18 protein-coding genes are annotated in these 22,923 nt (G+C 59.8%); 6 read left to right on the top strand and 12 right to left on the bottom strand.

The genetic code is table 11. The annotated features are described in order from the left end of the window. Positions 1-87: 87 nt before the first annotated feature. The 5 genes from H8B15_RS05430 to H8B15_RS05410 form a co-directional block, all read right to left on the bottom strand. Positions 88-1,074: a hypothetical protein gene (locus tag H8B15_RS05430; RefSeq protein ID WP_343069132.1), complete on the bottom strand. Its 987-nt coding sequence runs from the start codon at positions 1,072-1,074 to the stop codon at positions 88-90. A 127-nt stretch (positions 1,075-1,201) separates the two neighbouring features. Next, complete coding sequence (locus tag H8B15_RS05425) at positions 1,202-2,710, bottom strand: M56 family metallopeptidase (RefSeq protein ID WP_187318655.1); 1,509 nt, start codon at positions 2,708-2,710, stop codon at positions 1,202-1,204. Positions 2,711-2,754: 44 nt separating this feature from the next. Continuing rightward, a complete protein-coding gene (locus H8B15_RS05420) occupies positions 2,755-4,197 on the bottom strand; it encodes a M56 family metallopeptidase (RefSeq protein WP_187318654.1) in 1,443 nt (480 codons plus the stop codon). A 58-nt stretch (positions 4,198-4,255) separates the two neighbouring features. Next, a complete protein-coding gene (locus H8B15_RS05415) occupies positions 4,256-5,632 on the bottom strand; it encodes a TonB family protein (RefSeq protein ID WP_187318653.1) in 1,377 nt (458 codons plus the stop codon). Further along, on the bottom strand, positions 5,610-6,023 hold the full coding sequence (locus H8B15_RS05410) for a BlaI/MecI/CopY family transcriptional regulator (protein ID WP_187318652.1): 414 nt from the start codon (positions 6,021-6,023) through the stop codon (positions 5,610-5,612). Before H8B15_RS05410 ends, H8B15_RS05415 begins: the two co-directional genes overlap by 23 nt. A gap of 364 nt (positions 6,024-6,387) precedes the next feature. Here H8B15_RS05410 and H8B15_RS05405 point away from each other — a divergent pair, with 364 nt between their 5' ends. After that, a complete protein-coding gene (locus tag H8B15_RS05405) occupies positions 6,388-7,611 on the top strand; it encodes an alpha/beta hydrolase family protein (RefSeq protein ID WP_343069131.1) in 1,224 nt (407 codons plus the stop codon). A gap of 257 nt (positions 7,612-7,868) precedes the next feature. Here the strand turns inward: H8B15_RS05405 and H8B15_RS05400 are convergent, their stop codons facing one another. From H8B15_RS05400 to H8B15_RS05385, 4 genes are all read right to left on the bottom strand, one after another. Further along, the gene (locus H8B15_RS05400) at positions 7,869-9,107 is read right to left on the bottom strand and encodes a T9SS type A sorting domain-containing protein (RefSeq protein WP_187318651.1); all 1,239 of its coding nucleotides are present in this window, start codon (positions 9,105-9,107) and stop codon (positions 7,869-7,871) included. Between the two features lie 52 nt (positions 9,108-9,159). Next, positions 9,160-9,537: a hypothetical protein gene (locus H8B15_RS05395; RefSeq protein WP_187318650.1), complete on the bottom strand. Its 378-nt coding sequence runs from the start codon at positions 9,535-9,537 to the stop codon at positions 9,160-9,162. Between the two features lie 266 nt (positions 9,538-9,803). Then, positions 9,804-12,248, bottom strand: coding sequence for a penicillin acylase family protein (locus H8B15_RS05390; RefSeq protein WP_187318649.1), 2,445 nt, complete (start codon positions 12,246-12,248; stop codon positions 9,804-9,806). A 146-nt stretch (positions 12,249-12,394) separates the two neighbouring features. Continuing rightward, on the bottom strand, positions 12,395-12,823 hold the full coding sequence (locus H8B15_RS05385; RefSeq protein ID WP_187318648.1) for a hypothetical protein: 429 nt from the start codon (positions 12,821-12,823) through the stop codon (positions 12,395-12,397). Between the two features lie 315 nt (positions 12,824-13,138). Here H8B15_RS05385 and H8B15_RS05380 point away from each other — a divergent pair, with 315 nt between their 5' ends. Next, on the top strand, positions 13,139-14,545 hold the full coding sequence (locus H8B15_RS05380) for a carbohydrate porin (RefSeq protein ID WP_187318647.1): 1,407 nt from the start codon (positions 13,139-13,141) through the stop codon (positions 14,543-14,545). 210 nt (positions 14,546-14,755) lie between these two features. Beyond that, positions 14,756-15,457 (top strand): head GIN domain-containing protein, encoded by a 702-nt coding sequence (locus H8B15_RS05375; protein ID WP_187318646.1) that lies wholly within the window; start codon positions 14,756-14,758, stop codon positions 15,455-15,457. Between the two features lie 164 nt (positions 15,458-15,621). On the opposite strand, the gene H8B15_RS05370 is transcribed toward H8B15_RS05375, so the two are convergent. Then, positions 15,622-16,191: a hypothetical protein gene (locus H8B15_RS05370; RefSeq protein WP_187318645.1), complete on the bottom strand. Its 570-nt coding sequence runs from the start codon at positions 16,189-16,191 to the stop codon at positions 15,622-15,624. A gap of 154 nt (positions 16,192-16,345) precedes the next feature. Here H8B15_RS05370 and H8B15_RS05365 point away from each other — a divergent pair, with 154 nt between their 5' ends. Further along, complete coding sequence (locus H8B15_RS05365; protein ID WP_187318644.1) at positions 16,346-17,290, top strand: 3-oxoacyl-[acyl-carrier-protein] synthase III C-terminal domain-containing protein; 945 nt, start codon at positions 16,346-16,348, stop codon at positions 17,288-17,290. A gap of 202 nt (positions 17,291-17,492) precedes the next feature. Here H8B15_RS05365 and H8B15_RS05360 read toward each other — a convergent pair whose 3' ends face one another. Then, complete coding sequence (locus tag H8B15_RS05360; RefSeq protein ID WP_187318643.1) at positions 17,493-19,610, bottom strand: zinc-dependent metalloprotease; 2,118 nt, start codon at positions 19,608-19,610, stop codon at positions 17,493-17,495. A gap of 148 nt (positions 19,611-19,758) precedes the next feature. On the opposite strand from H8B15_RS05360, the gene H8B15_RS05355 reads away from it, so the two are divergent. Next, positions 19,759-20,448, top strand: coding sequence for a hypothetical protein (locus tag H8B15_RS05355; RefSeq protein ID WP_187318642.1), 690 nt, complete (start codon positions 19,759-19,761; stop codon positions 20,446-20,448). A gap of 327 nt (positions 20,449-20,775) precedes the next feature. Here the strand turns inward: H8B15_RS05355 and H8B15_RS05350 are convergent, their stop codons facing one another. Then, the gene (locus H8B15_RS05350; RefSeq protein ID WP_187318641.1) at positions 20,776-21,687 is read right to left on the bottom strand and encodes a DUF72 domain-containing protein; all 912 of its coding nucleotides are present in this window, start codon (positions 21,685-21,687) and stop codon (positions 20,776-20,778) included. 404 nt (positions 21,688-22,091) lie between these two features. Between H8B15_RS05350 and H8B15_RS05345 the strand changes: the two genes are divergently transcribed. Then, the gene (locus H8B15_RS05345; RefSeq protein ID WP_216859079.1) at positions 22,092-22,871 is read left to right on the top strand and encodes a septal ring lytic transglycosylase RlpA family protein; all 780 of its coding nucleotides are present in this window, start codon (positions 22,092-22,094) and stop codon (positions 22,869-22,871) included. Positions 22,872-22,923: the final 52 nt, after the last annotated feature.

Genomic DNA, 22,923 nt, shown 5'->3' with positions numbered 1-22,923 from the left:
ACAGGCATAAGGTCCTTCGCTGTGCTCAGGATGACACACGTTTTTATTTCACAATTTCACAAACTCACCATTTCACCACTTCACCACTCACTGATACTGAATATACAGCGGCTTGGGGTCCAAGGCGGCTACTTCGGCGGGGGTCATGAGGCGGGAGCCGGGGCGCCGATCGTTTTTATAGAACAGCTTGAAGCCGGCAAACTCCACGGGCTGCTGCTTGATGAACTTGCGGTAGGAGCCGCGCTTGATTTTGGGCGTGCCCCAGCCGTCCATGTCCATCACAATCTGCACCCGCGGGTCGGTTTTGATGTCCTGGTAGTTGGTGACCATATCCTGGCGGAAGCGGTGCACCACCAGCACCTTAGGCGGCAACTGGTATTCGCTCACGATATCGGCCAGAAAGCGGCGGGCGTAGTTCACGTCCTGCGCATCAAACTCGCCCACCTCCGTACCCGGCCGCCGGCCCGATTTCATCGAAAACTCCGGGTCGATGCCTAGGTGCACGAAGGGGAGGCGTAGGTAGGGCGCCAGGCGCGGCAGCTCCTGGGGCAAGGTGCTGAGCCCCACTTGCACATCCAGAAACACCAGGGCGTGCTGCTGGCGGCCCAGTGCTATCATGCGCCGGATGGTACTGTCGGGGAGGGAGGCGCGGTACTTACCATCGGCACCGGAGTCGCGCTGGGCGATGATGGCCGTGAGGTGCAGGGCCGGACGCACGGGGCGCTTGGGGTCGGCGGCTTCCCATTCTTCAATCTGCTCGCTGAGGCGGCGCAGCATTTCATCCTGCGGGTACTGCCCCAAAATACCCATGCTCTTGTGCAGCGGATTGCCATAATAGGCCACAATGCGCGAGTCGGGCAGGATGGCGCCGGGCAGCTCGCCGTGCACCTTGGCAACCGAATCGGCCCGCAACGAATCCTGGTGCAGCTGCTGCTGCCGGGCGCGGGCCAGCTCGGCTGGAGTAGGCTGCGCCCGCTTCTCCTGCGGCGCCGAGCAACCGACGCTCAGCAGGAGTGCTGCTACTCCGTACCGTAAGCGGGTAGGGAAAAGACGAAAAAGCCGGATAGAAGCCACAGGTGCGCGCGAGTCCTCAAGTGATGTGGAAGCTAAAGATACGCGCCGGGCTGAAAGGTCGTTCCGGGAGGTGGGGAATAAAGTTTGCCCGGTACTCTGCCCAGGCAGGTAGGATAGTGGGCAAATTTTATTTTAGAGTATAGTCAACGGGAATAGTAAAGGCCACACCAGCCGGCTCACCATCGCATGTGCCCGGGGTCCATTTTGGCAATGCTTTTACAACGCGTACTGCTTCCGCATTCATTTCCGCCGCAGCGTCAGGATATTTTGCAGAAGTGATGCCACGACGAATGCTTGTTTCTGTTACCTGACCATACTTATTGACTACGAAATTGACCCAAACCTTTCCCTCTAATTTGGCATCTATACCGCTTCTGGGGTATGTGGTATTCCGTTCTACAAATTGCAATAAGCCAGGTGCTCCGCCTGCCGGGACTGGGAAGATGGCTGAGTAAGCTCCTGTGTCTGTACTCATTGGTTGGCTGGCAAAACGCGTCAGCATTCTATTGGTAAGCCGCCCATTCAGTATCGATTTGCCGTTAATTACCGTGATAAAATCGCGCTGATTGCGCATCCGTTTCCAGTTTCTTGCCGTCCTGGGGGTATTGCTGTTAGGGTCTTTGCGAACTTCTATTGACTGTGGTAAGGATTTGGAATCAGTTAGTTGAATAGATGACATAAATAAATCAACGGTGTTTTTTTCTCTTTTCTGTGAGCTGGTAGATACCTTCTTGTCACAGGCCACTAAACCGAGCAGCACGCAGCCAAGCGGTAGGAGCAGCCACTGTTTCCAGCGACGAGGAGGAGATAGGCGGTTGAGCATGGCAATGCGGATTAAGGTGGAGGATGAAAAGAAAGAGTGCGCCAGGGCCGGCGTGCGATTACGCCAGCCAGTGGCTTGGCAGGCCAACAGGCGGATGTAGTGCTGCGCCGGAGCACCAGTTGCTACGGCAGCATCAGCGAGGTACTCGTGGGTGAGGTCGAGCGCCCGGAGCAGCAAGTGCACGAAGGGGTTGGGCCAGAGCAAGGCTTGCCACACGCGCAGCCACAAGCGGTCGAGCGTATGCCGTTGGTACACGTGCGCTAGCTCATGGCGCAGCACTTGGCTAGCCTCAACAGGAGTAAGCGGCACGGTTTCGTCCCAATACACCGTGCGACCAAAAGACCCTGTAGGGCGCCGCCCGCCTGTGCGCCGCAGCGTATAGCGCTCATACGGTGCGGTGGGTAGGGAGCGAGTGAATCGCCATAGCTGATAGAGCTGCCAGCTTAGTCGGGCCAGCATACAGAACACACCGGCGCCGTAGATGAGCAACCACCACGAAATGGGAGTAGAAGCCGGCACCTCAGTTCTGATAGTCGACTCCGGTAGCAACAAAGGCAACGCTGGTATTACGCCCGCATCGGCAGGAGTTATCGGTATAACAGGTAAGTAGCCAGCGGGTAAGTAGCGGGAAGGTACCTGTAGCAGCGGCCATACAGCCGCTACGACAGGTGCCGACAGTAATAGTATTCGGTTATAACAAAAAAGCCGCTCTTGTTTCAAGACCAAATAATAGAAGGCCCAAAAGAGGCCCAGCACCAGCGTGCTGAGCCAAAACCAGCGAAATATATCAGTAGATAATAATAGTGTGCGCATTGGTTTATATGTCAGTGCTTTATCAATTGTATAGCATATAGTCGTTACTTCAAAGCGTAGCTGACCGGAATCGTGAAGGATACATTCACGGGCTGACCGTTTTGTTTGCCTGGTGTCCAAGTGGGTAGGCCCTTGACGACGCGCAAGGCTTCGTCGTTCATCGCCTGCGCTGCTGCTTCGTGTTCGGGAGAGGAAACGCCTTTTCGCAGCTGTACGTCTTCTATGTTGCCATCTTTATTGACGGTGAAGCTGACAAATGACTTGCCTTCCAATTTCGCCGCTTTGGCACTAGCTGGATACTGAATGTTTTCGCCGATATATTTCAATAAGCCACCTATGCCACCTGGGGGCTCCGGCATTTGCTCGACGTAGGCGTAGATTCGCTCACCCTTTGCAGTGAAGGCAGGCGGCGGCGGGGGAGGTGTAGTAGATGCCGATGATATTTGAGATGAAGAAGACAGATGCTTTCGCAACACTTCGCCTATCTCATCTTTTTCATATTCACCTTCAATCTGTTTACCATCCAGAAGTATTACTAACTTTTTTGAGTTAGGCACCTTGCGTATTTCTATATGGCTAGGTCTTTTGCTTTCCTGCGTTTGGGGTGCTGCGGCAACTTCATCAGCTGGTGTATTCTTCTCACAGGCTACTACGCCCAGCAGGACGCAGCCAAGGGGTAGGGCCAGCCACTGCTTCCAGCGGCGGGTAACGGACGGACGGTTCAGCATAGCAATACGGGTTAAAGTGGAGGATGAAAAGAAGGAATGCGCGAGGGTAGGCGCCTGCCCCAACCAGCCGGTAGCCTGCCGCGCCAGCAAACCAACGTAGTGGGTGGGCGAGGTAGCGGCGGCGGCCTCATCGGCGAGGTACTCGTGGGTGAGGTGTAGGGCGGGCGGCAGCAGGTGCACGAAGGGGTTGGGCCAGAGCACGGCCTGCCACACGCGCAGCCAAAGCCGGTCGAGGGTGTGGTGCTGGCGCACGTGCGCCAGCTCGTGAGCTAGTATCTGTCGGCCCTCGGCGGGTGTGAGGGGTAGGGTATCGTCCCAAAACACGGTGCGGCCGAAAGAGCTGGTAGGACGCCGGCCGCTGGTGCGGCGCAGCGTGTAGCCCGCGTGCTGCTCGGCGGGTAGGGAGTGGCCGAAGCGCCACAGTTGCCAGAGCTGCCCGCCCAGCCGCGCCAGCAACACCACTACCCCCATGCCGTAGCAGAGTACCAACCATGGCACAACAGTAGCCGCTGGGTGGGCAGTATCTGCATTGGCCGTTGCCTCGGGTAATAGAAACTGCAACGGCTGCCGCGCCAAAACCGGGTTAGCCAACTCCAGAGCAGGTAGGGGTAGCAGCGGCAGCGTGGCAGCCAGCAGCGGCGCCATCACCAGCAGTACCCGATTGTAGCGGAAGCTTTGCTCGCGCCGCAGCCCAAGGTAGTAGAACAGCCAAAGGGCACCGAGCAGCAGGGTGCTCAGCCAAAGCCAGTGAAGTAGCATAACAGAAGGAATAAAGGAGAGTGTAATACAGTGTGCACAAAAGACTAACACACCTACCTTATCTCAAGGCATAAACTATTGGGAGCGTAAGTAATACGGCCACGGGTTTCCCATTCTGTTGACCAGGTTTCCATTGCTGAGGCATGGCCCGCACCACGCGTAGGGCTTCCTCGTCTATAGCTTGCCTTGCGCCCGACGTTGCATTCCCCGCTTTGGCTTTGCCATCAGTTGCTGTATATCCAACTACTACAATATCATTCAAAGTGGTTTTTGCATCGAGGTCTTCTGCTATTCCCTTATGGATTTGCACAGCCTGCACGCTTCCATTAGCAGCTACGATAAAACTAACCAGCACTTTACCTTCCAGATGTTGTGCCTTTGCAGCTTCCGGGTAGCGGATATTCTGCGTAAAGTATCGTAGTAATTGATCCATCCCACCTACGGGCTGAGGCATCTGATCGACAGCAGTATACAGGGCTGGGGGTGGGGGCGGTGCCGGCATCGATGCTTGCGCTTGATGATTAGGATACATCGTGCGCACGGTTGCCTCACCTGCTACTGTGTTTTTCGCATAGGCAACCATAACCAACGACCCGGCACACACGGGCAGCGCCAGCCACTGCTTCCAGCGGCGGGGTACAGACGATGAACGGTTCAGCATGGCAATACGGGTTAAGGTGGAGGATGAAAAGAAGGAATGCGCGAGGGTAGGCGCTTGCCCTAGCCAGCCCGAGGCTTGGCGGGCCAGTAGCCGGATATAATCGGTAGCAGTAGAAGGCGCCGCGGCCGCATCGGCGAGGTATTCGTGGGTGAGGTCGAGGGCGCGGGGGAGCAGGTGCACAAAGGGGTTGGGCCAGAGCACGGCCTGCCACACACGCAGCCAAAGCCGGTCGAGGGTGTGATGCTGGTGCACGTGCACCAGCTCGTGGCGCAGCACGTGGGCAGCCTCGGCGGTAGAGAGGGGTAGGGAATCGTCCCAGAACACCGTGCGACCAAAGGAGCCGGTAGGGCTCCGGCCGCGGGTAGGGCGCAAGGTGTAATCGGCGTGGTGCTCGGGGGGTAGGGTGCGCGTGAAGCGCCAGAGAATCAGCAGCTGCCAACCCAACCTACCTAACAGCAAGGCTACGCCGGCACCATACAGCAGCAACACCCAAAAGAGCAGCGGCGTGGTGGGCGCACTGGTAGCCGGGGCGCCTACCGTCACGGCCGGCAACAGCAGGTGCAGGGGCGCCTGGGCCGCGGGAGTAGCCGGCAGCCAAGCTGTGGGCAGGCGCAGCAACGGTAGCAGCGCCGCCAGCGGCGGGGCCAGCAGCAGCAGGGCGCGGTTGTACTGGAAGCACCGCTCGCGGCGCAGAGCCAGGTGGTAGAGCAGCCACAGCGCGCCCAACACGAGCGTGCTCAGCAGATACCAGTTAAGCAGTGGGGGCGTCGTCATCGGGCGAGTCGGTGGGGGTAGGGGGTAGGTCCTGCTGGGCGTGGCGCAGCAGCTCGTCGAGCTGCCGGGCATCCAGGTTTTCTTCCTGGGCAAAAAAGCTCACCAACCGGCTGAACGACCCGCCGAAGTAGCCCCCCAGCAGCTTCGTGAGCGAGAAGCGGCGGTAGGCATCCTGCGCCACCAGGGCGTGGTAGCGGTGGGTGCGCCCAAAGGCCTCGTGCCCCACAAAGCCCTTCTGTTCCAGAATGCGGATGATGGTAGACACTGTAGTATAAGCCGGGGTAGGCGCGGGCAGCTCCGGCAGCACGTCCTTCACAAACGACGGCCCCCGCTGCCACAGCACTTGCATGACTTGCTCCTCGGCACGGGTGAGTTCGGGTAGATTTTCCATGTAATTGGGGTTGATGGGAGTAAGGTATAACTAATTATTTAGTTATACAACTAATTTTTTAGATAAAAGTCTAAACCACGGATTCGCTCGGATTTTTCGGATTGGTCGGATTTTGTGGACGATGGTCGTTCGGCTTTCCCAGGGCTGAAGCCCTGGGCTAATTAGTGGAAAGAAGAAGATGGCATGAAAGAAACGAACAGCGCTGCGTAGCCCAGGGCTTCAGCCCTGGGAAAGCCGAACGACCATCGTCCACAAAATCCGATCAATCCGAAAAATCCGAGCGAATCCGTGGTTCTGACAGCAAAATCGAATTTTTCGGGCGCATCAGTGTTATACAACGACCTACCATTCATCTATATAGATCGTGCGTTTTCCTAAGCTTGCTACCCGCCTGGCGTGGCTGACTGGTTTCCTGGGCGTGGCCCTCGGGGCTGGCACGGCCACCAGTTGCAATTCCGATTCGCCTACCCCTGCCACCGCTACCGAAACCCCTGAGGCGCCGGCCGCCGCTACCCATTTGGTGGGCAGCAAACTCATTGGCGAGTACAGCGTGCAAACGCTGGCCGGGCGTGTGTCGCAGGTGCCGCTGGTGGGGGCGCTGGCGAAGTACCCGATTAAGGTATACCGGCTCACCTACACCACCCAAAACACCGATGGCCAGCCCGTGACGGCCTCCGGGGCGCTGCTGGTGCCCACGGCGCCCGTGGCCCTGCCGCTGCTCAGCTACCAACACGGCACCCTGCGCCCCGCCGACGAAGACCACGCGCCTTCCTACTATAGCTCCAGCAGCGAGGTGTACTCGGCTGTATCGGTGCTGGCGTCTACCGGCTACATTGTGGCGGCGCCCGACTACATTGGCTACGGCGCCAGCAAAAACCTGCCGCACCCCTACGAGCACGCGGCTTCCCTGGCCTCGGCCTCGCTGGACATGCTGCGGGCGGCGCGAGAGTTCTGCGCCCAGCAGAAAATTCAGCGCAACGACAAAAACTTCCTGGTAGGTTACTCCGAGGGCGGCTTCGCCACGATGGCGCTGCACAAGCTTATCGAGGAAAAAAACAGCCAGGAGTTTACCGTCACGGCCAGTGCGCCGGGCGCAGGTGCCTACCACAAATCGGCCTTTGCGCGCTACATTCTCAACAGCAATCAGCCCCTGAATTTCCTGAGCACCTACGTGTGGGTGCTGAGTACCTACGACCGGGTATACAAGCTGAACCGGCCATTCAGCTACTATTATAAAGCGCCCTACGCCGCGCAGCTGCAAGCCAACCAGTTCAGCGCCGTGCCTCAGTTGCCCAGTCAGCTCTTCACCACCACCTTCCGCGACGCGGTGCTGAATGGCAACGACGCCCCCCTGGCCGCCACCCTCACCGACAACGACATCTACGACTGGAAGCCCACCGCGCCCACGGCCCTCTTCCACGGCACCGCCGACGACTACGTGCCCTTCTTCAACTCCGAAGACGCATACAAAGCCATGCGCGCCCGCGGCGCTACCCAGGTAGAGCTACGCCCTATTGAGGGCGCCAACCACTTCTCGGGCGCTGCCGCCTACACGCTGGCGGCCTATGCCTTCCTTGCGCAATATTAGCGCGTGATGTAATTGATTATAACTGAAACGTCACCTTGGCCAGTGGTCAGGGTGACGTTTTCTTTTTTGAGCACAATAAGGGGAAATAGGTAGCTGTACTCGAATTGTTAGTGGCTATTTGAGTTAGTTAAAAAGGTAATCGAAGCGATGTAGAGACGCATACTTGCGTCTCATCGTCCGCGCCGTGTGCACGAAATCGTTCAACGACGAGACGCAAGTATGCGTCTCTACACCGTTCTAGCGACCTTAAACAGTATCTACTCCACCAGCACCGTTTGCGCGTACGTAGCGTGCGCAGAGGTGATGCGGGCAATGTACAGACCGGGCGTCAGGTGCGCGAGGTTTAGCTCGTGGGATTGATTGCGGGCGTGCAGCTGCGTGGTCAACACGAGGCGGCCACTGGCGTCGTGCAGCGTGAGTTGGCTGTCCTCGCCGGTGGGGGCCAGGGTTTGCACGCGCAGTACGTGGCGCGTCGGGTTGGGGTACAGGGCAAAGCGGGCGGCTCCGGCTGATGAGTTGCCGGTGGTAGCCACTGGGGCCAGCCACTCGCCCAGCGCCAGGGTATACAGGCGGGGCGGCAACGTAAGGAATCGCTCATTGGAAACCAACGCGGTGTAGCGGTCCGTGAATGTGAGTCCTTCTACCTGCCCTACCGCCAGCGCCGAGGGTAGCTCCAGGCGGCGCTTGTTGCCGCGCAGCACCTGGCCCGCCGGAAAATCAAACAGCAGCCATACAAACGCGGCGCCCGTGGTGGTGTAGCCCAGCAAGGCGGCCTCCGTGCCCGCGGCGTTGAGCGCGGCCCCGGTCACGAGGCCGCTGGTGTTGAAGGTGCCCCGGTACCGGGCCGCGTAGGTGCCCGGCGTGGCCGGTACGGTATAGTAGCTGGTCTGTTGGTTGGCCCAGTTTTTCGTGAAAATATGCAGCGAGTCGTGGGCGTAGAAAAAGGCCTCTGCGTCGAAATTATGCTGATTGACGGCGGGTTGAAAATCGGTTTGCTGGGGGTAGGAAAACGTTATGGCCTCGGCCGCCACCGCCACTTCAGGCGCCGTGCCGATGGCCGATTTTGGGACGCGCAGCACGCGCAAATCGCGCCGGTTGCCGGCGTTGTTGCCAAAGTCGCCAATGTAGAGGTAGTGGTCGTCGTCGGTCAGGTCTTCCCAATCCACATTCGCAAAATTGCTGATGCGCACGCGCTGCTGCACGGCGCCGGTAGCCGCATCGAGGCGGTAGAGCACGGGCTCGTTGCCGCTGTCGTTGAGCGTCCACAGCTGCTGGTTGGTGTAAGTCAGGCCAGAGGTTTCGTTCACCTCCGCGGGGAGGGTTGCCCGAAGGGGTAGGGCTACGCTCGTGGCAGGGTAGCGGCAGGAGCCATCATTGGTGGTAGCCGTAGGAGCGTAGTTGGTGGCCCGCGCATCGGTGCAGCCGGTTTGTGCGGCGGCGCGGTAGCCCAGGCAAACCGTAAGAAACAGAAGCAGTGCGGTCGGTTGCCGTTTCATACGGAAAGGAGTGAGGTGGTAGTAGGTGAGGTAAGTTACTGAATAGCAATGGCTACTGCGTGCCAGTAACGGGTTCTGGAGCCAGCGTAGGCCGCCAGACCGCCTGCCGCAGCCAGCAGCCGGAAAGCGCGGCCAGCCCGCCTACCACTCCGCCCACTACCATCGTCACGAGCAGGAGCAGCGCAATGCTGCCGCTGAGGGGGAGCAGCTCGGCCACGCGATGCGCCAACACGCTGTTGTTCTGCCCATTCAACCAGATAGCCAGCACCAGCCAGCCCAGCCCTACCCCAAAAAAACCGGCCAGAAAGGCCTTGCCGCCCGTGCGCCCTACCCACAGCGCCAATAAAAAGGCCACCGGCACAATGCACCACCAGGGTAGGAAAACCTGCGCCACAGCGGCGGCAATCAGAATCAGAAGAAAGAGCAGCATGGGTTGAGTTGCTTAGGAGTTGTCAGGTTGTTAGTTATCAGTTGTTAAGTTGTTAGTTGTCAGCATGTCCGGGGCCGCGTAGCGGCCGGAGGTTTGTAGTACGTAGTGTATCGGTAGCGGCCAGCGCCGCGTAGCGGTGCAAGAGTGGTCGGGCGGTTTCTTGCACCGCTACGCGGCGCTTTGTCCTGATGGCGGCATGTTCTACAAACCTCCGGCCGCTACGCGGCCCCGAACGCCCTGACAATTAAAAACCAGAAACCAGAAACTCACTTCCCGCCTACCAGTTTCCAGGCGGCGCGGATGCGTTCGTTGCGTTCGTTGGGTTTTTGCAGAAATACCAGTTCCGGTAGCTTGCCCTGCACCCACGGGTCAATCATGTTGTCGTAGTAGCGCGAGCCAGGGTTGCCGCTTTGCCCGCCCGGAAACAGGCCGTAGGCCTTGGGCTGCGGCCCCAGCGCCACCACCATGCGCCAGGAGGGGCCGTTGCGCTCGGTAATGGCATTCACGATGCCCACGCCACCGCCCACGTTCAGATCCAGGTGGCCGAAGCCGGGTAGCTGGGCCAGGTGCAGGATGTCGGCGCTCTTTTGGTTGGCCCAGTGCCAGTCGTCGTTCAGGGGGCCAAACTTTCGCGTGAGCGAGTCGGTAGCCCAGCGGAAGGATTGCAGCACGAGGTCGGGTAGGGTCTCCTTCTCGGGTGTCAGCTTGTCGTCGATCCACGGCGAGTTGGGCTGTTGCAGGATGAGCGTGTTGGTCCGGTCGCGGTTGGGATAGCGCATTTCCAGGCCGGTTTGCTTGCCGAAATCATCTTCCCAAATGCGCTTAATCAGCTGATTGTACCACAGCTCGTAGATGCTCGGGCCCAGCTCGTCAGGGTCGTAGTTGTAGCGCCAGCGTTGCAGCTCCTGGTACACGCGTTGCTCCGCGGGCTTTAGCTGGGTAGGCGCTACCAGGGCCAGCAGCCGCGGCAGCATCAGCTGGGCATTGATACCAAAATTATCGAGCTGCAACAGGCGCAGGCTGTCGGGCGTGGCCTGGCGCATGCGGGCCAGGCGCTCGTTGATGCGGTGCCCCCGGTCCCAGAGCGAAAACTGCCACCCCAGGTAATACGGGTACTCCGGCCCCACCGGCGTCTGGTTGGCCGACGACACAAACCCGCGCTTCGGGTTGACGGACAACGGGTTTTGCTGGGCCGGAATCCAGCCGTGCCAGTCGTAGGCCGAGTCGGTGCCGTCCAGAATAAACTTGCCTTGGTCGTTCCACTTTAGCGGAAAACGGCCGTTGGGCCGGATGGCAATGTCCTTTTGGTTGCTGGCGAAGATGAAGTTTTGGGCCGGCGAGCCGTAGTGCGTGAGGGCCGCCAGGTAGTCGGGGTAGGCGTGGGCGCGGTTGAGCAGGTAGAACGTCAGCACCTCGTTGGCGCCGTCGTGGGCGGTCCAGCGCAGGGCGTGGTGCACGGGCGTTTGGGGCGAGAAGGGCTTCTCGTCGTGGTCGTACACAATGGGGCCGTGGCGCGTGTAGAGCACCGTGTCGAGGCGGTCGGGCTGGCCTTTTATCTTGATGCGCTCCACCACGCGCCGCACCGGCAGCCAGCGCCCGGCGTATAGGTACTCGCGTTTGGTGGCGTCTCTGAACTTGATCTGGTACCAGTCCATCACGTCGGCGCCGGTGTTGGTCACGCCCCAGGCCACGTCCTGGTTGAAGCCGATAATCAGGGTAGGCGCCCCCGGAATCGACACGCCGTACACGTTCACGCCCGGCGCCGAGAGCTGCATCTGGTACCAAATGCTGGGCAGGTTCAGCTGCAAGTGCGGGTCGTTGGCCAGAATGGGGTAGCCCGTGGCCGACTTGCCCGCGCCCACCGCAAAGTTGTTGGAGCCCAAATCCGGTGCCGGCTCGTGCTGCGGCACCTTCCCCGACATAGCCGCCTCGAACCCCGCCGGGGTAGGCGGCACCGGTACCGGCGTGAAGCTGCGGGGCGAGCCCACCGGCACAATCGGGTCTTCCAGCCGCGGGTAGTCCGGAAACAGGTCCTTCACCACCTCCGGCCCGTACTTGCCCAGCGCATTGCTCAGGCGCAAATCGTCGGAGCGGCCGCTCAGGTCGAAAGCCATCAGCTTGAGCAGCAGGGCGCTTTTCAGCGGCTCCCACGGCTCGGGGGCGTAGTTCAGGAGCTTGTACTCGAAGGGGTAGTCTTTGGGATTGAGGGAGTTGATGTAGGCATTCACGCCGTCGGAGTAGGCCGTAAGGGCCAGCCGGGTGCGCGGGTCCACCAGCATCGAGTCGAGGGAGTGTTGGGCGCCGTAGACCATGCCCATGCGCCGGAAAAAGCGGTCCATCTCCAGGCGCTCCGGCCCCACAATCTCCGCTAGCCGCCCGGCTGCCACGTGGGTCATAAAGTCCATCTGCCAGAGCCGGTCGCGGGCCGTAAGGTAGCCCTGGGTGTAGTACAGATCGTGGTCGTTTTGAGCAAACACATGGGCCACGCGCTGGTCGTCGAAGCGCACCTGCACAGGCTGTTGCAGGGCGGGTAGGGCCAGCTCCTGCCGCTTAGGAAAGTCGGCAGCCGTTTCGCCGTCGCGCCAGAAACCCTGGTAGGGGCTCAGAAACTTGCCAAACGGCGGCACCGTGCCGTGGCTGGTGTGCAGCACCCAGGTGAGGGTGATAGTGAGGACGAAAGCAACAGCAAACTTGATCCAGCGGAAAACCATAGCGGGCGAGTTAGGCAGCGGAAGGTAGGGAAACAGGGCGAATTTTGTAGGAGCGGCTTGCAGCCGCCCGTTGCCTGGGAAAGTGAGAGTTGCTTCGAAACAATGAGCAGCAAGCGGCGCAGACGACGGGCGGCTGCAAGCCGCCCCTACCCCAGCAGCCACCCCAATAACCCCAGCCGCACGGTCCACAGCACCGTGCGCAGCCAGTTGGTACGAATGAGCCCATCAATGGCTACGTAGTTGTAGCCGTGCTGCCCCAGCCGCTCATGAAACGGCACCGACACGAAGAACGTGGCCGCCCAGATGGCTACCACCAGCGCCAGCCCTACCCAGCCGGCCGCGCCCAGGGTAGCGCGCCCCTGCCATGCCAGCCACGCAGCTAGTCCCAGCTCAGCCACCATCGGCCCCAGCACCACCCAGCTGATGCGCGTGGAGTGCCGCTGGTGAAACGCCGCAAACCGCTCCGGCGCCACCTCCGCAAAGGCTGGGTATACCACCAGTTGTACCGTCCAGATGACGCCGGTAAGGTAGGCTGTGAGGGTGAAGTTGAGTAGGAGTAGAGTAGGGAGGGACATTAGAGTAGGGGGTGATGTACATCTTCCGCACTCGCTCGGCTGTGCCGAGTGAGGACTACGCTTCAGCAGCTTTGCTGCGCGTGTCTTCTTCGTCTGTGCCACTCAATCAGTTTCGTACAGGCGGCGCGGACGGATTCGGGGCATAGCCCCTCATGCATAGGCCTCACTCGGCACAGCCGAGCGAGTACATAGGTTCCAACAGCTATGGCGCAAGCTTGATACGAAGGGCACACCAAGCAAGCCCAAAATTCACGCATTCCACACCCAATTCTCTGCTGCTTCGCGGTCTGTTCTTACACTTGTAGTCTGTATAGTATGTGTCTCTCCCCGCGTCTGTTGCTCCTGCTACTGTTTAGCTTGCCGCTGGTCGGCCGGGCGCAAACCGTGCCCGGCCAGTCAACCACGCCCGCTACCAGCACCGTGCCGGCCGCGCCGCCCATAGGTCCCGATGCCCGGCCCGCGCCCGACTCCACTAGGCGCTCGGGTTGGAGCCTGCACTTTCAACAGACGGTGATTACGCAGTGGCACGCCAACTTTGCGGCGCCCTACACTGGCGAGTATAGCCTGCAACCGCGCGAGAAGGCCAAAACCTCGCTCACCAGCACTGTATTTATTGGCCGCCGACTGTGGAAGGGTGCCAGCGTCTACTTCAACCCCGAGCTGGCGGGCGGCAGCGGCCTGAGTGCGGCGCGCGGCATTGCAGGCTTCACCAATGGCGAAACCTTCCGCATCGGCGACCCCGCGCCCAAGCTCTACGTGGCGCGGCTGTTTCTGCGGCAGGTATGGGCGCTGAGCGACTCCAAACGTGGCACCTCGCAAACCGTGAACGACGACGGCCCCAACCAGGTGGCTGGCCCCGTGCCCGACCACTTCCTGGCCCTAAACGTGGGCAAGTTCAGCCTGTCCGACTACTTCGACCAGAACAGCTACTCGCACGACCCGCGCACGCAGTTTTTCAACTGGGCCCTGATGAGCGCCGGCGCCTGGGACTACCCCGCCAACACCCGCGGCTACACGATAGGCGGCGTGCTGGAATACGTGACGCCGGAGTTGGCCATCCGGGCGTCGTCGGCCCTCACGCCCACCCAGGCCAACGGCCCTACCCTTAACTTTCATTACGGCCGGGCGCACTCCGAAACCCTGGAGCTAACGCATATCTACAACCTGCGCGGCCACGTGGGCACCGTGCGCCTGCTGGGTTTCCGCACGGTGGCGGGTATGGGCGACTATCGCACGGCCATCCAGCAGCCCGATGTCGACATCACCCAGACGCGCCAGGCCGGCCGCACCAAAACCGGCGTGGCCCTAAACGCCGAGCAGCACATCAGCAACGACCTAGGTCTGTTTGCTCGCGCCAGCTACAACGACGGCCGCCGCGAAACCTGGGCTTTCACGGAAATCGACCGCTCGGTTTCGCTGGGCGCCGTGAGTGCCGGCACCAGCTGGCACCGCCCCGACGACCGCCTGGGCGTGGCCGTGCTGGCCAACGGCCTTTCGCAGCCGCACCGCGCCTACCTGGCGGCCGGCGGCTACGGCTTCATCATCGGCGACGGCCAACTCAACTACCGCCCCGAGTACATTGGTGAGGCGTACTACAGCTTCAACTTCACGCACCAGCACGCCACCATCAGCCCCGACTACCAGTTTGTGCTCCACCCGGCCTACAACCGCGACCGGGGCCCGGTGCACGTGCTGGCCCTGCGTGCGCACGTGGCGTTTTAGGGTAGGGAACAAGCAATATTCAGGAGGACGCCTGCTTCTGCGCCCTCTGCGTACTCCTCTGCGGCTTCTGCGGGCTCACAACGTAGGAGCAGTTTTGTCATCAAATCAGCTGCTTAATGGGTAATTAACGGAATACTATTCAACTTCCAGGCAACCCTTGTGTGGGCTGCTGCATCTGCCGCAGTATACCTCACCACTAAACGCACTCCCATGAAAACGCTGACCTTTCTTTGCCTGCTCTTATTCGCTGCTTTCCTAACGCAGCCCGTGCTAGCCGATACCCGCGAAACGCGGCAGCTAAGCGCTTTTTCGGAAATCGGATCGGGTGGCTCGGCCAACGTGATTTTGCGCCAGGGTAGCCCGCAAAAGGTAGAAGTGGAGGGTAGCCCCGAGGACTTGGCCCGCCTCGAAACCATTGTAGAAGGCAAGCGCCTGCGCATCCGCCGCAAGCCCGAGAATAACTTCCGCGGCCGCGACTACCAGGGCAAAGTAACCGTCTACATCACCATGCCCGACATCAACGCATTGTCGGTGAGTGGTTCGGGTAGCATCAAGGCCCTCACCGACGTGCAAAGCCATGTGTTGATGCTGTCTATCAGCGGCTCGGGCAACATTGAGCTGCCCGAAATGCAAGCTGATAAAACGGACATTTCCATTTCCGGCTCCGGCAGCGTCAACGTGGCGGGCGTCAGCACCGATACCAACGTGAGCATCAGCGGCTCGGGTAGCATTCAGGCCGCCAAGCTGCGCGCCGAAACCTGCGGCGTTCGGATTGCGGGCTCGGGCAACGCCCGCGTGCACGCCTCCAAATCGCTCGACGCCCGCATTGCCGGCTCGGGTAGCGTGTACGTGAGCGGCAATCCGCAGGTGAATAGCTCTGTAGCCGGAAGCGGCCGCGTGCACCGCAGCTAGAGGGTAGGGAAAGCAAACAGGCCGTCATGCTGAGCGCAGCGCAGTCGAAGCATCTCACGTGCTCCCGGTAATTTCCTGGCGATTGGGATTACCATTGCACGCGAGATGCTTCGACTCTGCTCCGCTGCGCTCAGCATGACGGCCTTTCTCTTTGGCTTAGCGCTCTAAAAATCGAACAGGCCGCGGCGGGTACCACTTTTCTCTTTATTCTTCTTCTTTTTTCGGTCGTTGTCGCCGCCGAAAACGTTGTTCAGAAAGCCGGTTTTCTTTTCCTTGATCAGAATATACCGCACCGAAATAGCCGTGGGAAAACGCGCCCAGTCGGAGGAGCCAAACTCCACGCTGGGCTTGAAATCGGCGGACAGCACCAGCCGGGTGATAGGCAGCTTGTACTCCAGGCCCACAATGGCATCGATACCGCCAAAAGCGCCGTCGTCTTTGTGCGTGCCCACGTGGCCGCCCGCGCCCAGGTAATAGTTGAGGCTGGGGCCCAGGATACCAAAGTGGCGCTCGGCCAGCAGCCCTAAGCTCACCTCGCGGCTGCCTACCAAACCCAATCCCTCAAGAGTAGTTTTTTCGAAGATTTTCTGCTGCACCGTGAGGCCGTAGTTGCCGGCACCCAGGCGCACGCCGGCTGCCGTGCGGTACTTTTGAGCTTGTGCTGTCGAAGCTAGGCCTACGAGCAGCATGAATAGAATTAGGGCAATACGTGGGGGGAAAGCGGGAAAAGTCATAATCTTGTAACGGCAAAGCGTGAACTCAGCCTAGGGGGTGGCGTTTGTTGGGGCAGAGCCTGCAAAGTACGGGTCGCTTCGGCAAAACGATGCCCTGGTGCTGATCTGATGCGTGGCCCCTTCTTTTTTTCTTGCTTCCCCTAGTTCCTTTCCCGTGTATATTCATCAGGTAGCCACGTATCTACCGACGCAAGTAGTAACCAACGAGCATTTCACTCAACTCAACGGGCTGTCGGACGAGTGGATCATTGAGCGCACTGGCATTCGGGAGCGACGCAAAGCCGCCCCCGGCGAAAATACCAACACCATGGCTGTGGAGGCTACCGAGCGCGCCCTGGCTGCCGCGCCGGAGTTTGTGGCCGGCCTCGACCTCATTGTGGGTGCTACCTATACGCCCCACGATACCATTTTCACGGTGGCCCATGCTGTGCAGATAGCCGTAGGTGTCGATGATATTCCAACGGTCAGTATTTCCTCGGCTTGCTCTTCGCTGCTGAACGCGGTGGAAATTGTGGAAGGCTATTTTGCGATGGGTAAGGCTTCGCGGGCTCTCGTGGTGGTGTCGGAGCACAACACGGCCTATAACAACGAGCAGGACACCATGGCTGGCCACCTCTGGGGCGACGGCGCCGCTACCCTGCTCATCAGCAAAGAGCGCCTGAGCCCGGACGATATTCGCATTGTGGATGTGGTAACGGGCGGCGCTGCTACCCGCGGCAAAGCCAGCACCGCCGTGACCTTGAAGCCCGTAGAAAAAGGTATTGTGATGCCTTTCGGCAAAGACGTATTCATTCACGCCTGCCAGTACATGGCCCGCGTAACCACGCAACTGCTGGAACGCAACACCTTGGGCGTTGACGATGTGCGCTACCTGATTCCGCACCAAGCTAATCTGCGCATCACGCGCAACGTGCTGGAGCAGCTGGGCCTACCCGAAGACCGGGCCGTGTCCAACATTCAATTCCTGGGCAACACGGGCTGCGCCGGCGCCGCCATCGGCCTAGCCGATACCTGGTCCAGCCTCCAGTCCGGCGACCGGGTAGTTATTACGGTATTCGGCGGCGGCTATTCTTACGGCGCTATGTTGCTGGAGAAGTAACTTTGTGAAGTTGTGAGTTTGTGAAGTTGAGAAATTGTGAATGTAAAAGCGCCTGTCATCCTGAGTGCAGCGAAGGACCTTCTCACGTATGAACGATACTCGTATCAAGGACTCGTTCTACCTCGATAAGGTCCTTCGCAAGCTCAGGATGACAGGCGCTTTTGCATTCACAACTTCTCAACTTCACAAACTCACAACTCACCTACAGCCGAATAAACCGCACGGTGCCTTTGCGGCCGGTTTCGTCGGTCCAGCGCACAGCGTACCAGCCGGGGCGCAAGTCGTTTACGTTGAGGGTGAATAGGTTGAGGCCGGTTTGCAGCGACACAGCCCTACCCTGAATGTACCGCCCGAGGGCATCGTAGATGTATAGCCGCAACGTGGTGGCCGCGCCGGTGTTGTATTGAAACTGCAAGGGGCCGCTGCTCAGCGGATTGGGGTAGAGCGCCAGGCCCGTGAGGGCTGAGGCATCGGAAGAAGTAGCAGTGGGCGTGGTGGTGTCCAGCGAGCCATCGGGGCGGCGGATGCGCAGGCGGTAGTAGAGTAGGCTGCTGGTAGGCGCCTGGGCATCGGCGTAGCCGTAGTTGTTGCCGGTGGCGCCGGCGGGTATGGTAGCCAGGGTCTGCCAGTTGCGGGCCGTGGTGTCAGCCCCGGTGCGCTCCACCACAAACTCCTGTACGAAGCATTCGTCGCGGGTAGTCCAGGTGAGGATGGGACCAGTAGCAGTAAACCGGGTAAGCGGTGCGGGTAGCATGGCGGGCTCGTCGCAGCTGGCTCTGGGGAAGCTGCTCGTGCGCAATACCAGGCGCCCGCCGGCAATGTCGCTCACGGGGCTGAGTGTGCGGCTCACCTGCCCGCGCGATACGGCGTAGTGCATCACAGCAGAAGGCCGAATCAGGTGGGAAAGCTGCTGGGCGTGCCCCAACTCGTGCACGGCTACCGTCTCAAAATCAAGCTGTTGATTGCCGGGTGTGGTAGGGCCAAACTGCCAGGCCGCCGCGCCGGAAAACAGCATGTCAATCTCACGCACGTAGAATACAATGCTCCCGTTGGCGTTGCGGCAGCCGCTGTAGTAGCTGGTGGTGCGCCCCAGCACGTTCACGGGTAGGGTAGCGCCGGAGGTAGAGCCGCTGCTCTGGTCGAAGCCCACGGAATTTTGCCCGTCGTCGGCCACGCCGCTAGTGGTGCGGGTATCGCCTATCTGCCAGTTGATGCCCGAGGAGCACCGCCAGTTTTCCAGCGCCCGCTGCCAGGCCGCCGACGCGGCCGCATTGGCCGCAAAGCCCGGGTCGAAGCGGAAGGTATAGCCGCCGTTGTCGTTTTGGTTGATGTGGCCGGGGCGGTAGGTAAGCTTGCCGGTGGTTTCCTGCACATTGCTGATGGCGTATACCACTGTGAGCACCTGGGCGCTGGTAGCGCTTATCTGGTCGCTGCTGGTCACGCGTACTTGGCCGGTGCCGGCGGGGTGGGCATCGGCACTGTACGAGGGCACCCGCACCTGAATGCTGGTATTGCTCCAGGAAACATAATCCGTATCCAGGGGCTTGGTGAACGTCGCGCCGCCGTCATCTGCATTCCGGAACTCCACGAAACCCGTGCCCCGCGTGGTACCAAAGCCCGTGCCCGTAATCGTCAGCACCGACTCGGTGCCAGCCGTAGTCGTAAGCGGCGACAGGGCCGCAATAACCGGCGCCTGCCCGCGGGCGGCGGTGCCTGCCCGCCGTTGGGCGGTGCTCAGGGCCGGGTTGGCCTGCACCACGCGCCGGGCCTGGCCCGTGAGGTTCGTTAAGGAAGCATAGAACGTATCGTCGAGGGTAGGGTAGGAACGGAAAGATTCCGTAGCCGTGGCGGTGGCCAGGTCGTACTGAATGAAGCCCTGCTCGCTGCCGTACGCTGCCCAGGCTGTGCCCGCCACGGCATCTAGCCCCGCAAATGGCGCTGGGTACAGGAACAACACGCCCTGCTGGCCCGCGCTGAGTGTGAGGGTGTTGGTGAGGCGCTGTTGGTCCAGGTCTACGGTGCCGCCTTCCGTCACGACGGTAATTTCGGTGGCCGCCGTGCCTTTAAATACCTGATACACCCGCACCCGGTGGGCCGTGTAGATGTGCTGGTGGGCCGCGTCCCAGAAACCCTTTGAGTCTAGTATTTCACCTTCTATCACCAAACTAGCCTGCCCAGCCCGGCGTGCGGGGTCGAGGGGCTGCATCAGGCAGTGCAATTCGTTGGTGGGGGTAGGGGCAACTAGTTGAGCACGGGTAGGCAGCGCAAGGCCGCAAAAAGCAACGCCCAGTAAAAGCCGGGTAGCGCGGGAGAAGAGCATAAAGAGTGGCGTAGACGGTGTATCACGCACAAGTACGGATTTTCGTATCAGCCGAGTTGAAATTTTTTTAGGACCCCAACCAACCTGTTCGTATTCTAGATGCTCTGCTACTTATCGATGCCTTTCCATTTATTCTATATAGTGTATCATGAAAACCATTCTAGCGTCGGCCGCTACTGCCGCTCTGCTGCTGCCAAGTGTTGCGTTTGCACAAACCGAGAGGGAAACGGAGGCACCAACCGCTGCTGCCTCCACCCCCTCCACCACGTGGCTGCCTAATACGCTCTTCAAGCTGGGCACGGGCTTAACTCGTGAGTCGGGGTATGGTAGCTATTCCGGTTTGCTGCTACCGATTACGCTCGGGGTAGAGCGTCAGCTTACGCCTAAATTTTCTGTCTACGGTAATATATCACCAATGCTACAAACGGGTGGCCGTTATCGAACGAGTGATAGATCATTTGTACAACTAGCCCGGATCAACACAGACCTTGGAGCGCGTTACTACTACAATCAGATAAAGCGAGAGCAACGCGGCCGTGCGCACGGTCCTTTTGTAGGTAACTATTTGGCTTTGCAGCTTAGCAATGATTGGTATAGCTACAAGCCATACTATGCGACAGATATGCGGCGTCAGTATGTGTACGACTATTCAGGTGTGACAGCACTATGGGGTATGCAGCGCCGGATAGGCAACTGGGGGCTATTTGATGGTAACGTAGGCCTAGGCGTAGGAAATCATTCAAAGTACACCTACAACTATGCTACAAATACAGGAGAGATAAAGCGTCCGCTGAGTCCTATAGCAGAGCTAAACATTCGCCTCAGCTTAGCGCATTGAATAGTACCTGCGTTGCGCCCCAGGCGATAAAATAAACCCCGGTTTCTATCTTCTAAGCAGGAAGGGAACCGGGGTTTACTTTATCTGATTAAGACACGTATTGCCTGCATCATTCTTAAAAAGGCCTTACACCCGAGTCGCTCGCCGGTCCGACGCCGTAGGCGTCCGACCGGCAGACGACTCGGGCGTTGCACGAACGGCAGGTGGACGTGGCAAATGCGTCGGTTCATGCGGCCTCGACACCAACAGACGGCGCGGCGGTCAGCAACGACAACCGGTCGGACGCCTACGGCGTCGGACCGGCAGACGACTCGGGCGTAAGGCCTGTTAGAACAAGCTCCCCTGCACCGGCTGCGGAATCACGCGGGGTGGCTCTACGGCTATGCCCGTGAGCTGCTGCACACGCTGCAAAAAGTGCTGCGTCCAGAGGGGCGAGTGCATAATGTCTTTCTGGTGGATGAACACGTAGGCCGTTTGCAGGCCGGCCCCGAGCCACGCGGCCAGGCGCTCGGCCCAGGCGTCGGCGCGCTGGTAGTCGCTGGGCACCAGGCCGTGGCCGTTGAGGCGGATGAAGGCCGTGGGCGTGGTTAGGCGCATGTGTAGCACGTCGCGGCGACCGGCTACGTCACTTAGCACCAACGTTTTGTCCAGCGCTTCCAGCATGGCCGACACGGTGGCAAACAGCTCGGTATTGGCAAACCACGCGGGATGACGCAGCTCCACAGCCAGCGGGATTTCAGCGGGAAAATCGAGCAGGTAGCGTTCCAGGCGGGGTAGGTGCTCGGGGCCGAAGTGGGGCGGCAGTTGCAGAAATGCTCGCCCCAGCCGCTCGCCCAACTCGCCTATGCTGCGGCAAAACGACAGTGTGAGGTCGTCGGCGTTGTACAGGGCGCGGTCGTGGCTGATGCTTTGGGGTAGCTTGGGGCAGAAGCGGAAACTTGGTGGCACTGCGTCGCGCCAGCGCCGCACGGTAGGCGCATCCGGGATGCGGTAGTGGGTGGTATTCAGCTCGATGCTATTGAACTGCCGGGCGTAATAGTGCAGATAGTCGGCGTCTTTGATACCTGCCGGAAAATAGGAACCCAACCATGCTTTGTTGGTCCAGATGGGGCAACCCACATACACGGCAGGGGCCGGTGGGGTAGCCGTTGTGCGAGCCAGCACGGCGGCAGTGGCAGGGTGGTCGGGGGGCAGCGAAAAAACGACGTAGCGCAGATCAGAAAGGCGACCAAAATCCATAGAATACAAGAGTAAGTGCAGCAGTCCGTCGTACTATAGGGCATACGGAATAATTCGGACTTTTCCAACCTATGGTATACGGGAGGAATCAGACGAAGATCATAATTTTTTTAGGAGCCGGATAATCTTATTTCTGCCATTGTCTTTGATTTGTCCTATAATAGCATAAAAGTTGTCTTTACTAAACACAAATGACGATTTGAGCATCGTTGCTTCATGCAAACATCAAATTATTTTAATGCAAATTTTATATAAAAAGTACAATTATATAGAAAGCTCACAGGTGCGAAAATAGGACGATGCAAGGCCGGTTTAGTTGTGGGCCTCTAGATTTGTCGGATTCACCAATTCGTGTTTGAATGAAGTTGCCTCTCCGACAGCGTGTTTCTGGTTCTCTCATCGCAGTGCTTTTTGCCGTGCTTTTGGCGCTGCCACAGACCACCCGAGCCACCCGCCTCAGCGACGACGAAAAAGCTCTGACTGCTACCTCTCACCGCACCGCCGTGCTGCGCGGCCGCGCCTCTTGGTACGGCCGGGAGCACCAAGGACGCCGCACTAGCAGCGGCGAGCGGTTCGACCGTCATAAGTACACCTGCGCTCACAAAACCCTACCCTTCGGCACCCGCCTGCGCGTGACAAACCCCGACAACGGCCAAGCCGTGGTGGTGCGCGTAGCCGACCGCGGCCCGTTCCGCCAGGCCCGCATCCTAGACTTGTCTGAAATAGCAGCCCGTCCTTTAGGTGTTATCACGCACGGCTCGGCTGAGGTGGTAGCCGAGGTAGTGCCCGATGATACGCCCCTGGGCCCCATTGCTGCCCCCGCCGACCTGGCTGCCTTGATAGAAGATGATTCGCTGGCCTTGGGTACGCCTCTGGAAACAACGGAGGTAGCTGTAGAGGTGCCCGCCCCCGCCGCCCCGGTTGTGCTGAAGCCTACCTACGTGGTGCAAGCCGGCACGTTTGGCGATGCCCGCAACGCGGCCGCTATGCAAGCCAAAATCCTGGCCGTAGATCAGCAGCTCTCCGTAACGGTAGCCACCGAAACCGTGGCTAGCCGCTCTCTCAACCGGGTAGTGATAGGTGAATTCGCCGACTGGGCTACCGCCGATGCCGTGCGCAAGCGCCTGCAACGCGGCGGTATCACAGGGCTGGTACGCAAAGTGCCTGCCGCAGCCGCACACTAGCACACCTCCGTTCTCCTGACAAAATACCCTGTCGACTAGCGTTGGCAGGGTA

Origin of the sequence: Hymenobacter citatus (assembly GCF_014333615.1) — a bacterium.
Classification (GTDB): domain Bacteria; phylum Bacteroidota; class Bacteroidia; order Cytophagales; family Hymenobacteraceae; genus Hymenobacter; species Hymenobacter citatus.
This window is presented reverse-complemented; position numbering and strand designations above follow the sequence as displayed.